Raw genomic sequence first — 14541 nt, 5'->3', positions numbered from 1 at the left:
CAGCGGATTGATGAAACGCCAGCCGATGGTCGTGTCTTCGATCTTTGCGGAACGCGAGAAAGCAGACTCCGCCTTGGCCATCACGAACGGCGCACGCGTCATGCTCTCCACGCCGCCGGCGATCACCAGGTCGCATTCACCGGCCTTGATGGCGCGGGCCGCGGTGCCGACCGCGTCCATGCTCGAGCCGCACAGGCGGTTGAGCGTGGTGCCCGGCACCTCGACCGGCAAGCCTGCCAGCAACCCGGCCATGCGCGCGACGTTGCGGTTGTCCTCGCCGGCCTGATTGGCGCAGCCGTAGATGATGTCGTCCACCTTGGTCCAGTCGACGCCGGGATTGCGCTCGATCAGCGCACGGATCGGCAAGGCGGCCAGGTCATCGGCGCGCACGCCGGACAGGGCGCCGCCGAAGCGGCCGAAAGGGGTGCGGATGGCGTCGCAGATAAAAGCTTCCATGATGTTCCTTGTCTGTTGCCGGATGGCTAAATAGAGATTGGTTCGTGTCGTTCAGATGGCGCCGGCGGGCGCTTCATGCACCACCTTCGGACGTTGATCGACCACGCGCTTGGCCTTGCCCACGGCCGACCGCTCGATCTTGCCGCTCGCGACCACCTGCACCGCCGTGGTTACGCCCACGTGCGTCTTGATGTGGTGCTGCAGTTCGCGCGCCAGCGCGTCGATGTCGCCGGCGGACAGCGCGACTTCGGGACGCAGTTCGACGGTCACGCCCAGCGTGTCGAGATGGCCGTTGCGGCCGACCACCAGTTGGTACTGCGGCGCCAGCTTCGGCATCTTCAGGATCAGTTCCTCGATCTGGGTCGGGAACACGTTCACGCCGCGGATGATCAGCATGTCGTCGGAGCGGCCGGTGATCTTGCCGATGCGGCGCATCGAGCGCGAGGTCGCCGGCAGCAGGCGCGTCAGGTCGCGCGTGCGGTAGCGGATGATCGGCAGCGCTTCCTTGGTCAGCGAGGTGAACACCAGTTCGCCGTCGGAACCGTCCGGCAGTACTTCCCCGGTTTCCGGGTTGATGATTTCGGGATAGAAATGGTCTTCCCAGATCACCGGGCCGTCCTTGCTTTCGATGCATTCGCTGGCCACGCCCGGTCCCATGACTTCGGACAGGCCATAGATGTCGACCGCGTCGATGCCGGCGCGCGCCTGGATCTCGGCGCGCATGGCGTCGGTCCAAGGCTCGGCGCCGAAGATGCCGACCTTGAGCGAGCTGTCGACCGCATCCAGGCCCTGGCGCTGGAATTCTTCGATGATGTTGAGCATGTACGACGGCGTGACCATGATGATGCTCGGCTTGAAGTCCTGGATCAGCTGGACTTGTTTTTCAGTTTGTCCGCCGGACATCGGGATCACCGTACAGCCCAGCTTCTCGGCGCCGTAGTGTGCGCCCAGGCCGCCGGTGAACAGGCCGTAGCCGTAGGAGATATGCACGATGTCGCCCTTGCGGCCGCCCGCTGCGCGGATCGAGCGCGCAACCACGGTGGCCCAGGTATCGATGTCGTTCTGGGTGTAACCGACCACGGTCGGCTTTCCGGTGGTGCCGCTGGAGGCGTGGATGCGCACGACCTGCTCGCGCGGCACTGCGAACATGTTGAATGGATAATTGTCGCGCAGGTCCTTCTTGCCCGTGAACGGGAATTTCGCCAGATCGGCCAGCGTCTTCAGATCGTCGGGATGCACGCCGGCGGCATCGAACGACGCGCGGTAATGCGGCACGTTGTCGTACGCGTGCTTGAGCGACCACTTCATGCGCTGCAATTGCAAGGCCTGCAGTTCGTCCTTGCTGGCGGTTTCGATGGCTTCCAGGTCGCCTGGTTGTGGGGTGCGTTGTGGCATGGTGGTCTCCGTGAGGGATCTACTCTATGGGTAATCGTTTTTTGGTTCTTAATTTCTGAATTGGCGCCTTGCCGGCCGGCGTTCAGTAGCTCAGTTGCTTCGTCGATTCGGTGTGACTGTCAACCTCGGCGGGCGTCACCGCCTCGACCTTGCAACCGAAGTCCTTGAACAGTGTCATCTGATCGGCATAGTGCACCGACTTGCGGCCATCTGGTGCGATGAAGCCGCTCTGGCCGGGTGGTGCAGCCGTGCATAGCGTGATGCCACGCGCACTGAGCACCATCTTGTCGTTTTGCGAGCCGCGGTTCATGAAGCTCGGCAGTGTCAACAGTTCGTCCGCACCCGCCTGCGGTGCGCCGATGAAATTGCTGGTGAGAAACAGGTGTTTCACCACCGGCGTGCGCCATGTCGCGGTATCGCGGCCATAGCGCGTCTCAAGTTCGGCCATGGCCTGCGCGAGTGTGGCGCGCAGCACTGCGTTCTTGTCTTCGCCATTGAAGAAGTCGTAGGTTTGCGGAACACCGGACCTGGAGCCCAGCAGCGCGTTGTAGATCAGTTTCATGCCGTTACCGGGACGGATGCTGGCCACCTGCGTGCTGCCGGCATAGCCGTTGTCCGCATAGGCCGCGAACACCTCGGGCGGCAGGTCGTCGGACAGCACCTTTTTGTAGAGGATGGGTAGCCAGTGCATCATCAGCGTGGTGGCGGGGCTGTCGTACACACCGCGTTCGGCCGGATCGTCGTTAAGCATATTCCAGTTGGCCAGCAACTGCGCGGCGCGGCGTGCAGGATCATTGGCCGGAAGGTCACGCGTGGCCTCGACGACGAAAGGCACCATGTAGCGGGCGTTGGTGTCCGCGTAGGCGGTGATGCGATTGAGCGCCCACAGCTCATCAGGCGTCAGTCTTGGCTTGGCCTCGAGGCGCGCGGTGAACTCGCGCACGCGGTCCACCACCGAATAGTTGCCGCCGTCGCTCACTGCGCCTGGCGCTGACTGGTTGTTCCAGTTGGCGATGTATCCCTGTGCCGGATTGAAAGTCTTCGGGTTGTCGCTGAAGGGGCGGATGCCAAGCCATTCCATCGAACCGTCGCCCACGGCGGGCAGCCGGATGTCCTGCGCGGCCGGGCGAATCGGCAGACGGCCGGGAGACACGTAGCCGATGTTGCCCTTGGTGTCCGAGTAGTACCAGTTGATGGTGATGGCCACGCGCGAGGCCTGCGCCAGCCACTGATCCCAGTTCGTCGCCTGCATCGAATGGATCCAGCCAAGCAAGGACTCCAGTTCGTAGCCGTCCCAGCTGCGCTTCATCGTATAGGCGGCGCCATTCGGCAAGTCGAAGTTGGTGACGATGCCATGTGCGGTGGCGTAGACGTCCACGCTCTGATCGGGTTGGTCCTTGACATGGATCACCTCGGTGCGCCTGGTCATCGGGCGCGTCGTTCCGTTGAACAGATACTCGTGTTGATTGGCCGGGCTGAGCTTCTCCTGGTACATGTCGTTCACGTCCAGCGGGCCGGCGGTGGCGCCCCAGGAGATCTTGCCGTTGGTGCCGAAGAGGACCACGGGATACGCGAACGGCGTATTGCCGGTGACGTCGAAACCGGCGCCGTGCAGGCCGATGCCGAACACATAGGACGGATTGAACCAGTTGAACTGCGGGCCGTTGATGAAGACCGTGCTGCCGTCGGTGGTTTTGTCCGGTCCGGCGATCCAGAGGTTGCTGGCGATCGGGCGTGTCCATGGCTCGGCAACGCCGCGGCGGGCCGCGTCAATGTCGTTGCGAGCGGCCAGCAATTCGGGCGAGACGGGCGCAAGATCGACAGTCGACGACGCCGTCTTGAGGGTGGCAGCCGTGCGCGGCACGGTGGTTGGCGCGAGAGGGTCTTCCACCCAACGGATCTGGTCGAACAACTGGCGGCCGGCGACATCACCCCGCGCCTTGCGCAGTTGATCCAGCAATCGCAGGTTGGCGACTTCGCTGCTCACATTGGAATAGCGGTTGGCCATGGTGCCGATCCAGATCATGGCCACGTCGTAACCCGTCCAGTCGGCTTTTGGCTTGAAGCCTGCGTCGATGAACTGCCTGGGCAGCAGCGTTGCCTGCGCCTGCAGCACCTCGGTGACACGGGCGTTGAAGCCGGCGGCATAGCCGTCGAAGATGGCCTTGTCGTCGGCGGACAGCGCAGCCATCTGTGCGTGGATGGAGGCGGGCGTGAAGCCGGAGCGGCTTCCCTTGTCGAGCGCGATATAGGCCGGCCCCATCACTTCGGCGACGGTGCCGAGCACGGCGCGGCGGGCCATTTCCATCTGGAACAGGCGGTCCTCGGCGACCGCATAGCCGAATCCGTGAAACAGGCCACGCACATCGTTGGCGTACACGTGCGGAATTCCATAGCCGTCGCGTTTGATCGTGATCTTGCCGGCAGGAACGGCAACGCGGTCCGAAGCCGGATCCGATGCGGCGCGACCGGTCGACGCGAGGGTGGTGCAAGCGACCAGCGCGAGAGCGGCACAAGTGCGAGGGATCAATCTGGAACCTTGTTGCATGAGAGTCTCCGTACGGGATCAGCTCTATGAGCGATCGTTTTTAATGGGCGCTTTTAAATCGGTGCTTGTGGCGATGTTCAAATGTTCAGGACACAGGCACAGCTGCATTTTTCGCCAGGGCCGTCGCGTCGAACCCGGCGATGACTTCGCCCTTGATGCGATACGACTTGCCGCGGAACAGCGCAATGCGCTTGCCGTCCTGGTTGGTGACGGTGATGTCGTAGACGCCGGTGCGTCCCGCCAGCGATTGTTCGATGGCTTCCGCCGTCAGCACGTCGTTGACCGCGCCGGGCGCCAGGTACTCGATGCTGCAGCCGGACGCGACCGTGGCCTGGTTGCGGCTGTTGCACGAAAACGCGAACGCGCTGTCGGCCAGCGCAAAGATGAATCCGCCGTGGCAGGACGCGTGACCGTTGAGCATGTCCGAACGCACCAGCATCGACAAGCGCGCATAGCCGGGACGTACTTCATGGATCTTCATGCCCAGCGCCTGCGTGGCGTTGTCGCGTGCGTACATGGACTTGGCGGTGGCTTCGGCCAGGGCCTGCGCTTCTTCAGGGTTCAATACAACAGCGGCGTTGATGATTGCTTCAGGCATGGAACTGTCCTTTGCTTGCGGTTTTTCTCATGATCAGCGGCGACACGCGATAGCGGTCTTCGCCATAGGCGGCGGCCAGGTGCGACAGCACTTCGGCGACGGTATCGAGTCCGATGGCGTCGGCCCAGGCCAACGGCCCGCGCGGATAGTTGACGCCTTTCTGCATCGCCATGTCGGCGTCGGCGGCGCTGCACACGCCTTGGTTGACGGTATCGGCGGCTTCGTTGGCAAGCATCGCCACAGTACGCATGACCGCCATGCCCGGCACGTCCTGCATGGGTGAGAGATCGAGGCCGCAGGCCTGCAGCACGCCCGCCACTTCTGCATAGCGCTGGGGGCGGCACTGGTCGGCCTTGGCCAGGGCCAGGCGGGTCGCATCGGCGTAATCCAGCGCCAGGTCGACCAGCACCAGGTCGGGCTCCTGGTGCTCCCAGGCGCGCAGGGTGGCGCTGCGGCCATCGGTGATGCACAGGCATGCTGCGTTCACCTTCATCAGCAATTGGTCGGGGCGCGCCGGATGACGTTGCACCTGGCCTGGATAGCGCGTATGGATCATCTCCACCAGCGGATGGTCACCGTACAGTTGCGGCGTGGCCGTCGGCTTTGGGTAGTCCCGTTCGGTCTCGGGCCGCGGCGCCCCGGCGGCCTCGCCGTAGCGATAGAAGCCGCGCCCGCTCTTGCGTCCGAGGAAACCGGCATTGACCAGTTCCTGCTGGATCAGCGACGGCGTAAAGCGCGGATCGGTGAAGTAGGCATGGAATACCGATTGCGTCACCGCAAAATTGACATCATGACCGATCAGGTCCATCAGCTCGAACGGTCCCATGCGGAAGCCGCCGGCTTCGCGCAGGATGGCGTCGATGGTGGCCGGCCCGGCCGCTTGTTCGTTGAGGATGCGCAGCGCTTCGGCGTAATACGGACGCGCCACGCGGTTGACGATGAAGCCGGGCGTCGATTTGGTGTGCACCGGATTCTTGCCCCAGGCCAGCGCGGTGTCGTACACGCACTCGGCCACGGCCGCATCGCTGGCCAGGCCGCTGATGATTTCGACCAGCGCCATCAACGGCACCGGGTTGAAGAAATGCATGCCCACCACGCGCTCGGGATGCTGCAACCCGGCCGCGATCTGGGTGATGGAAAGCGAGGAGGTATTAGTGGCCAGGATGCAGCGCGTACTGACGATGGCTTCCAGCTTGCCGAACAATTCATGCTTGGCCGCCAACTGCTCGACGATGGCTTCGATCACCAGGTCCGCTTGGTGCAATTCCTCCAGCGACTGCGCCACCGAGATGCGCTGGCTGGCCGCCTGCGCCAGTGCCGGCGTGAGCTTGTCCTTGCTGACCAGCTTGTCGAGATTGGTACAGATGGCGCCGATGGCCTTGCCCGCCGCGCCTTCGCGGCTGTCGTAGAGCAGCACAGGATGACCGGCCACGGCCGCCACCTGGGCAATGCCTGCGCCCATGGTGCCGCTGCCGATGACGGCCACGAGGGCGCTGCGGGACAGGGCGTGTGGATACTTGCGGTTGTTCATGTCATTGTCCTGTGAACTGTGGCGCGCGCTTTTCCAGGAAGGCCGTCACGCCCTCGCGGTAATCGCGGCTGCGGCCCAGGGCGCGCATGGTGTCGCGTTCGAGGTCCAGCTGTTCGGGCAGGGTGTGCGCCGGGCTGGCGTACAGCGTGGCCTTGGTGGCGGCCAGTCCCTTGGTGGGAGCACGGGCGAAATGGGCGGCCATCGCGTGGGCTTCTTCCATGAGCTGGTCGTCGTCGACGCACTTCCAGATCAGGCCCCAGCGCTCGGCCTGTTCGGCGCTGATCTTCTCGCCCAGCAGCGCCATGCCCATGGCGCGCGCCGTGCCCACCAGGCGCGGCAGGAAATAGGTGCCACCGGTGTCCGGCAGCAGGCCCAGCTTGCAGAACACTTCAACGAAACTGGCCGAACGCGCCGCCAGCACGATGTCGCACGCCAGCGGAATATTCGCGCCGGCGCCCGCCGCGCGGATCGGCGGCGATCTTGTCGAGCGCATCGCGCACTTCCAGATGCATGGCGACCGTGAAGCTGTTGAGCTTGTCGGGCCGGTTCAGCGTGATGACGGCGACGCCGTCGGTGTTTTCAAACAGGATGGATTCGTATTGCATGGCGGATTCCTAACTGGTTAGACAGGTTCGCGGGTCTGCACCACGCGGAAACGGCCGGCGACAAAGGCCGTATCGGCCAGCGCGGCGTTGGCGGCCGGATTGGCGCCGGTGCCGTGGAAGTCGCTGAAGGCCGCCGACTGATTGACGAACACGCCGCCGGTCAGGTTCAGCGACAACGCCACGCCGGCTTCGGCGGCGGCGTCGCCCAGTGCTTCCTTGACGGCGGCGTCGGTGGTGTAGGCCGACAGCGTCAGCGCGCCATGCTCGCGCACGGTTTGCTCGGCCAGCCTGATGCTCTCGGCCGTGCTGTCGGTGGCGACCGCGAACGAGATCGGGCCGAAGAATTCTTCCGTCACGGCCTTGCCGCCGGCCGTCTTCACCAGCAGCGGAGTACGGATGCGCGCCTCGGGGAATTGCGGATGCTGCAGCGGCATGCTGTCGAGCACGACCTCGCCCATCTTGCGCGCCGCCTCGATGCGATCGAGCACGGCGGTATTCTGGATCGCGCCCAGCAGTTCCACCGCCTTGACCGGATCGCCGGTCAATTTGCTGATCGCCTCGCCGATTGCAGCCACTACGGCATCAAAGCTCACGTGGCCTTCGGCGGTGGCTATCCCATCTTTCGGGATATAGATGTTCTGCGGCGTGGTGCACATCTGGCCGGAGTACAGCACCAGCGAGAAAGCGATATTGCGCGCCATGCCCTTGAAGTCGGCGGTCGAGTCGATGACGATCTGGTTGACGCCGGACTTTTCGGTGAAGACCTGTGCCTGCACCGCATTGCGCTCCAGCCAGTTGCCGTTGGCGGAACTGCCGGTGAAGTCGATCAGCTTGATCTCGGGGCGCAGCGCCAGTTCAGTGGCGACCTTGTCGCCGGCTTCATGCGCGACCAAGGTGACGACGTCGGGGTTGTAGCCGGCTTCGGCGATGACAGCACGCGCGATCTCGACGGTGATCGCCAGCGGCAGGATCGCGCCCGGATGTGGTTTGACGATCACGGTGTTGCCGGTCGCCAGGTCGGCGAACAGGCCGGGATAGCTGTTCCAGGTAGGGAAGGTGCAGCAGCCGATCACCAGGCCGATGCCACGCGGCACGATGCGCCAGGTCTTGCGCATCACCAGGGGAGCATGCTTGCCCTGCGGCTTTTCCCATCGCGCTTCGGCCGGAATCAGTTGCAGCTGTTGCCAGGCGCAGGCGATGGCTTCCAGCGCACGGTCCTGCGCATGCGGGCCGCCGGCCTGGAACGACATCATGTAGGCCTGGCCGGTGGTGTGCATGACTGCGTGGGCGATTTCGAAGCTGCGGGCATTCAGGCGGGCGACGATTTCCAGCGCCACGCCGGCCCAGACTTCCGGACCGGCCTTGCGCCAGGCGACGCCGGCTGCGGCCACGCCTTGCAACAACTGATCAATGTCAGCCTTCGGATAGGTGATGCCGAGCGCCGGGCCGTAAGGGGAGACTTCGCTGCCAATGCGGCCGGTGGTGCCGGCCTGGTCGATTTCAAACGGGCGGTTCAGGCGCGCATCGTAAGCGGCCTTGCCGTCGTCGGCGGCGGTTTCGCCGTAGACGCGCGGGCTCGGGCTTTCGCTGTACGGGCTCCAGTAGCCGCGTTCGCCGATGGCTTGCACGGCTTTGTCCAGCGTGGCGCGGTGGCGTTCAAAGAAGGTGGTCGACATGTGGTCTCCTGAATGATTGTGTGTGGTCGACTTTGGGACAGCTAGGATCAACGCGATCAGTTGTCCTGGTCGAAGTCGATCAGCAGCTTGTCGGTGACCGGGAAGCTCTGGCAGCTCAGGACAAAGCCGCGTGCGATTTCATAGTCTTCCAGGCAGTAGTTGGCGTCCATGTCGACCTTGCCTTCGACGATCTTGCAGCGGCAGGTGGCGCAAACGCCGCCCTTGCATGAGTAGCGCATGTCGATGCCGTTCTTGAGGCCGGCGTCCAGCAGCGATTCCTTTTCCTTCTCCATCGTGAAGACGGTGTGATAGCCGTCGACGATCACGGTGACCTCGCATTCCTGCTTGCCGACTACCGGGCGCGCTGCCACGGCTTTGTGCTTGGGGATGCTGGCGGCGAACAGTTCGACCTTGATGGCGGACTTGTCCAGGCCATTGGCCTGCAGCGATGCGCTGACGGCGTTGAGCATCTCTTCCGGGCCGCAGATGAAGGCGGCGTCGATGTCGTCGAGATCAATCCAGGACTTGAAGAACTGGTCGCACTTCTCGCGCGTGATGCGGCCGTTGAACAACTCCACATCCTGCTGTTCGCGGCTCATGACGTAGACCACGTTGAGGCGTTCCAGATAGATGTCCTTCAGGTCGGTCAGCTCTTCCTTGAAGATCACCGACGACGATGCGCGGTTGCCGTACACCAGCGTGAAGCGGCTGCCCGGTTCGGCCAGCAGCGTGGTCTTGATGATCGACAGCATCGGCGTGATGCCGCTGCCGGCGGCGAAGGCCAGGTAATGTTTCTGGTTGGCAGCGTCCAGCGGCAGGTTGAAGTGGCCCATCGGCGGCATCACCTGCAGGCTCTGGCCCGGCTTGAGCGTGTCGTTGGCCCAGGTCGAAAAGACGCCGCCTTGCGTGCGCTTGATCGCCACGCGCAGCTGGTCGTCCTGCACCGCCGAGCAGATCGAGTAGGAGCGGCGCAGGTCTTCGCCATTGATCTCGGAGCGCAGCGTCAGGTGCTGGCCCTGCTGGTACTGGAAGGTCTGTTTGAGTTCGGCCGGCACGTCGAACGATACGACGATGGTGTCGCGGGTTTCGTTCTTCACGTTGCCGACGGTCAGAGGATAAAATTTGCTCATGATGGGTGTCTGCCTGATGTGCTGAGGCGCCTGTTGAAGGATCAATGGGCTTTGAAATAATCGAACGGCTCCAGGCAATCCTTGCACTGGTACAGGGATTTGCAGGAGGTTGAACCGAACTGGCTGACCACGACGGTGTGCATCGAGCCGCAATGCGGGCAGGCCACCTTGGGCGCCTGCAAGCGCTTGCGGCTGATGCCGCTGATGTCGATCACCTGTTGCGCCGGCGGCGCGATGCCGTAACCCTTGAGCTGGCTCTTGCCGTGCTCGCTCATCCAGTCGGTGCTCCAGGCCGGCGACAGCCGGGTCTGGATGGCGACGCCGGCAACGCCGTGCTGCGCCAGCACCGCGACGATCTCCTGGGAAATCACCTGCATGGCGGGGCAGCCGGAATAGGTCGGGGTGATCACGATGGTGCATTGCACTTCCTGCTCGTCGTTCGCGCTCGTGCCAGTGCTGGTGCTGACTTGCACGTCGCGCACGATGCCCAGGTCCACCACCGAAATCACCGGGATTTCAGGATCGGGGACCAGGTGCAGCCAGCTCCAGATCTGTTCCTGGAGCTGCTCGGTCGACAGGCTGGAAGCGCTCGCGATCACCAGGTTGCTCCGGGATAGGCGCGTTGCAGGAACTGCATTTCCGCCAGCAGGAAGCCGAGGTGTTCGGTGTGCTTGCCTTGCTTGCCGCCGCTTTGCATCCAGGCGTCGGCCGGCGGCGTCTGCAGCGTCGCTTCGGTCAGGATTTCCTGCACGTGCTGCAGCCATTGCGCGCGGATCGCATCCGGCGCGGGCGCCACGCCTTCCTGTTGCATGGCCAGGTCGGCGGCGTCGCTGCTGAACAGTTCGCCGGTGTACGGCCACAGGTAGTCCACAGCTTGCTGCACCATGCGATGGCTCAGTTCGGTGCCGTCGCCGAGGCGCACGATCAGGTCGCCGCTGCGGCGCACGTGATAGGTTACTTCCTTGATCGACTTTTGCGCGATCCCGGCGATGCGCGGATCGGTCGAGGTCGTCAGCGCTTCCAGCAGGAAGTAATGCGCCGCGTCGAAGAAGAACTGGCGCACCAGCGTATCCGCGTAGTTGCCGTTGGGTTGTTCGACCAGCAGCACGTTGCTGAACTGATGCGCGTCACGCAGGAAGGCCAACTGATCTTCGTTGCGGCCGGCGGCTTCCAGTTCTGCGGCATACGACAGCCACAGCCGCGCCTGGCCGATCAGGTCCAGGGCGACGTTGGTCAAGGCCATATCTTCTTCCAGGGCGGGACCCTTGCCGCACCACTCGGACAGGCGCTGGCTGAGGATCAGCGCGTTGTCGCCGAGGCGGCGTACATAAGTTGCTTTATCTGACATGCCGATTTCCTGAGCGCAAGGTTAGAGGTTCTTCACTTCTTCCGGCATCGGGAAGAAGGTCGGGTGGCGATACACCTTGTTGTTGGCCGGCTCGAACAGCGCGACCTTGTCGCCCGGGCTGCTGGAGACGATATCGGCGGCGCGCACCACCCAGATGCCGACGCCTTCGTTGCGGCGGGTGTAGACGTCGCGCGCATTGTTGATCGCCATCTCGGCGTCAGGCGCGTGCAGGCTGCCGACGTGCTTGTGCGCCAGGCCGTGCTGACTGCGGATGAAAACTTCCCATAGCGGCCATTCTTTACTCATCATCTCTTCCTTTGGACTGGACCGGCCGCACTGCAAACAGGTGGCCGGTCATGGCTGTGTTGTATTGGATAGGTACTTATGCGGCGGCTTGTGCCGTCTGTTTTTTGTCGGCGTGGGCGACCAGCGCATCGCGGAACCATGCGCCGTCGTCGTAGGCCTTCTTACGCGTCTGCAGGCGCTCGCGATTGCAAGGGCCGTTGCCGCGCAGGACGTTGTGGAATTCTTCCCAGTCGATCGCGCCGAAATCGTAGCGGCCGGTTTCCTCGTTCCATTTGAGGTCCGGATCGGGGACGGTCAGGCCGAGGTATTCGGCTTGCGGCACGGTCTGGTCGACCATGCGCTGGCGCAGTTCATCGTTGGAGAACAGCTTGATGCGCCATTGCGCGGACTGCGCGCTGTTGACCGAGGCGGCGTCGGACGGGCCGAACATCATCAGCGACGGCCACCACCAGCGGTTGAGCGCATCCTGCGCCATCTGTTTCTGTTCCGGCGTGCCCTTGCACAGCGACATCATGATGTCGTAGCCCTGGCGCGCATGGAAGGATTCTTCCTTGCAGACGCGCACCATGGCGCGCGCATACGGACCGTAGGAGCAGCGGCACAGCGGGATCTGGTTGATGATGGCGGAGCCGTCGACGAGCCAGCCGATGGCGCCCATGTCGGCCCACGACAGCGTCGGGTAATTGAAGATGCTGGAATACTTGGCCTTGCCCGAATGCAGGTCGGCCAGCAACTGATCGCGCGTCACGCCGAGGGTTTCGGCGGCGCTGTACAGATACAGGCCGTGACCGGCTTCATCCTGGATCTTGGCCAGCAGCACGGCCTTGCGCTCCAGCGTCGGTGCGCGCGTGACCCAGTTCGCCTCCGGCAATTGGCCGACGATCTCCGAGTGCGCGTGTTGCGACACCTGGCGGATCAGCGTCTTGCGATAGGCGTCCGGCATCCAGTCTTTCGGCTCGATCTTGACGCCGTCGTCGATGCGCGCCTGGAATGCGCGTTCTTCCTCGCTCATTTCGTCGGCCGAGCGCACGTTCTTGAGTCCGGTTTCTACCAGTTGTGCATACATGATGTTCATCTCCACTGAGGTGATAGTGCCGCGAGCGGTGATCGATGATCCGATCTGCGAGTTGATCTGTGATTCGCTGCGGCGCGACTGCTTGTTTCTAAACAGGGTGAGGCTTCAGTTTCTCTTTGCCGCAATCAGCGGCTCCACCGCGGGCGCTTTCAACTTCGGGCGATCGGCTTCGATTTCTTGCAACGGCTGGACTTCCTTCATGCTGGCCAGGCAACGCTTGGTCAGGTCCTGATAGGTATGCGTGCCTTCGCGTTTCCAGGCGATTTCCTGCTCGGTCAGTTCGCGCAGGATCTTGGCCGGAACGCCGGCAGCCAGCGAGCGCGGCGGCACTTTCATGCCGGCGCGGATGAAGGCGCTGGCGGCGACAATGGCTTCTTCGCCGACTTCGGCGTCGTCCATCACCACTGCATTCATGCCGACCAGCGCGTCGCGGCGCACGATGCAGCTGTGCAGCACGGCGCCGTGGCCGATGTGGCCGTTTTCCTCGATCACCGTGTCATGCGCGGGGAAGCCGTGCACCACGCAGGTGTCCTGCACGTTGGCGCCGCGATGTATGACGATGCGGCCGAAATCGCCGCGCAGGCAGGCGGCCGGTCCTATATAGCAATCCGGTCCGACGATCACGTCGCCGATCAATACGGCGGTCGGATGAACGTAGGCGCTGGGATCCACCACCGGGATCACGCCTTCTATCGAGTAACAAGGCACCGCGTCTCCTTTTGCAGGTCCGCCCCTTGGACGGCCTGCCTTGTCGTTGGCAACGTTGCAGGGGCTGCTTTTGGTCGGGGATGGCCGGAAAAAAGCATTTGCCTGTCGCTGTTTTTTAGGGAATAATAATTTCGACCGACCGGTTGGTCAATAATGTTTTCGAAGTTTTTTCTGACCGTGTCAAAGATGCATCGCAACGGAGCTGGGCAGGGCGGCTGTAACGTGCAGAGATGGCCGATGTTTCTTAAGAGTTTTGATTTACGGCACAATCACGGCTTCTTGGAAATTGTTGAAAGGAATAAAACCATGCCACGCAAGCGTGCAGCAGGATTTGATAACCAGCGCGACCTGATCATCGAGCAAGCGGCAACCTTGTTCGCGCGTAATGGTTTTCCCGGCACGTCGATGAATGAAGTGGCGGAAGCTTGCGGTCTGTCGAAGGCGTCGCTGTATCACTACATGTCGGACAAATATCAGTTGCTGATGTTTATCTGCGAAGGCCATATCGAGCGCCTGTGTGCTCTGGTCGATGAAGTGGCGCAGCAGGACCTGGCCCCGGAACCGCGCCTGCGCCTGATGGTGCAGCGATTTGTCGAGGAATACGCCGATGCCCAGAACGAGCATCGGGTGCTGACCGAAGATGTGCGCTTCCTGAAAGAGGAAGATCAGCAGCGCATCTTCGCCGGGGAGCGCAAAGTGGTTGGGGCCATGGCGCAGGCAATGATAGGCGTGCGGCCCGAGCTGGATGCCAGCAAGATGGCAAAGCCGTTGACGATGCTGTTGTTCGGCATGATCAACTGGATGTTCATGTGGCTCAAGCCCGACGGCGGGCTGACGCATGAGCGCATGGCGATGGTGGTGTCGGACCTGTTGTTCGGCGGCATCGGCGCAGTGCGACTGGAAGACATCGGCCAGGCCGAAGCAGGGGAAAGAATACGGCAGGAATGAACAAAGCTCCAGGTTGAGGGCTGCTCATTTCTGCGCAAGGGACGGGGAGGGACGGCTGCAAGCCGTTTCATCCGGGCAGGGCGCTGCAAGCACTGCAAGCAAGTGAGGCAGCAGGAAGTGACCAGAAAATCAACCAAGGAGACAGCAAGTGAAATTCGTCCAAAAACTCAACGCCCTGACCACGTCGGTTGCGTTGGCAATGCTGGCCTGCGCCGGC

Annotated in this window: 13 protein-coding genes and 1 pseudogene; 1 reads left to right on the top strand and 13 read right to left on the bottom strand. The window is 63.0% G+C overall.

All coding sequences use genetic code 11. The features are described from left to right. The 13 genes and pseudogenes from HLUSI_RS0124060 to paaY form a co-directional block, all read right to left on the bottom strand. Positions 1-456, bottom strand: a 456-nt coding sequence (locus tag HLUSI_RS0124060; protein ID WP_016836368.1) for a thiolase family protein, incomplete at its 3' end; no start/stop codon positions are given. Between the two features lie 51 nt (positions 457-507). Next, positions 508-1851, bottom strand: coding sequence for a phenylacetate--CoA ligase PaaK (paaK, locus tag HLUSI_RS0124055; RefSeq protein WP_016836367.1), 1344 nt, complete (start codon positions 1849-1851; stop codon positions 508-510). Positions 1852-1933: 82 nt separating this feature from the next. Beyond that, positions 1934-4399, bottom strand: coding sequence for a penicillin acylase family protein (locus tag HLUSI_RS0124050; RefSeq protein ID WP_016836366.1), 2466 nt, complete (start codon positions 4397-4399; stop codon positions 1934-1936). An 85-nt stretch (positions 4400-4484) separates the two neighbouring features. After that, complete coding sequence (gene paaI / locus HLUSI_RS0124045) at positions 4485-4997, bottom strand: hydroxyphenylacetyl-CoA thioesterase PaaI (protein ID WP_016836365.1); 513 nt, start codon at positions 4995-4997, stop codon at positions 4485-4487. After that, on the bottom strand, positions 4990-6528 hold the full coding sequence (gene paaH, locus HLUSI_RS0124040) for a 3-hydroxyacyl-CoA dehydrogenase PaaH (protein WP_016836364.1): 1539 nt from the start codon (positions 6526-6528) through the stop codon (positions 4990-4992). The genes paaI and paaH overlap by 8 nt, the downstream gene beginning before the upstream one ends. A gap of 1 nt (position 6529) precedes the next feature. Further along, a pseudogene (locus tag HLUSI_RS30465) lies at positions 6530-7133 on the bottom strand (enoyl-CoA hydratase-related protein). Between the two features lie 17 nt (positions 7134-7150). Then, positions 7151-8809 (bottom strand): phenylacetic acid degradation protein PaaN, encoded by a 1659-nt coding sequence (gene paaN / locus HLUSI_RS0124030; protein ID WP_016836363.1) that lies wholly within the window; start codon positions 8807-8809, stop codon positions 7151-7153. Between the two features lie 56 nt (positions 8810-8865). Further along, positions 8866-9939: a 1,2-phenylacetyl-CoA epoxidase subunit PaaE gene (gene paaE, locus HLUSI_RS0124025; protein WP_016836362.1), complete on the bottom strand. Its 1074-nt coding sequence runs from the start codon at positions 9937-9939 to the stop codon at positions 8866-8868. Between the two features lie 41 nt (positions 9940-9980). After that, positions 9981-10538: a 1,2-phenylacetyl-CoA epoxidase subunit PaaD gene (gene paaD / locus HLUSI_RS0124020; protein ID WP_016836361.1), complete on the bottom strand. Its 558-nt coding sequence runs from the start codon at positions 10536-10538 to the stop codon at positions 9981-9983. Further along, positions 10535-11287, bottom strand: a complete 753-nt coding sequence (gene paaC / locus HLUSI_RS0124015) for a 1,2-phenylacetyl-CoA epoxidase subunit PaaC (protein WP_016836360.1) — start codon at positions 11285-11287, stop codon at positions 10535-10537. The genes paaD and paaC overlap by 4 nt, the downstream gene beginning before the upstream one ends. A gap of 21 nt (positions 11288-11308) precedes the next feature. After that, positions 11309-11593, bottom strand: coding sequence for a 1,2-phenylacetyl-CoA epoxidase subunit PaaB (paaB, locus tag HLUSI_RS0124010; RefSeq protein WP_016836359.1), 285 nt, complete (start codon positions 11591-11593; stop codon positions 11309-11311). Between the two features lie 76 nt (positions 11594-11669). Further along, a complete protein-coding gene (gene paaA, locus HLUSI_RS0124005) occupies positions 11670-12659 on the bottom strand; it encodes a 1,2-phenylacetyl-CoA epoxidase subunit PaaA (protein ID WP_029363969.1) in 990 nt (329 codons plus the stop codon). Between the two features lie 114 nt (positions 12660-12773). Continuing rightward, positions 12774-13376: a phenylacetic acid degradation protein PaaY gene (paaY, locus tag HLUSI_RS0124000; RefSeq protein WP_029363968.1), complete on the bottom strand. Its 603-nt coding sequence runs from the start codon at positions 13374-13376 to the stop codon at positions 12774-12776. A 306-nt stretch (positions 13377-13682) separates the two neighbouring features. Between paaY and HLUSI_RS0123995 the strand changes: the two genes are divergently transcribed. Further along, complete coding sequence (locus tag HLUSI_RS0123995) at positions 13683-14324, top strand: TetR/AcrR family transcriptional regulator (RefSeq protein WP_016836356.1); 642 nt, start codon at positions 13683-13685, stop codon at positions 14322-14324. Positions 14325-14541: the final 217 nt, after the last annotated feature.

The organism is Herbaspirillum lusitanum P6-12 (assembly GCF_000256565.1).
Taxonomy (GTDB): domain Bacteria; phylum Pseudomonadota; class Gammaproteobacteria; order Burkholderiales; family Burkholderiaceae_D; genus Herbaspirillum; species Herbaspirillum lusitanum.
This window is presented reverse-complemented; position numbering and strand designations above follow the sequence as displayed.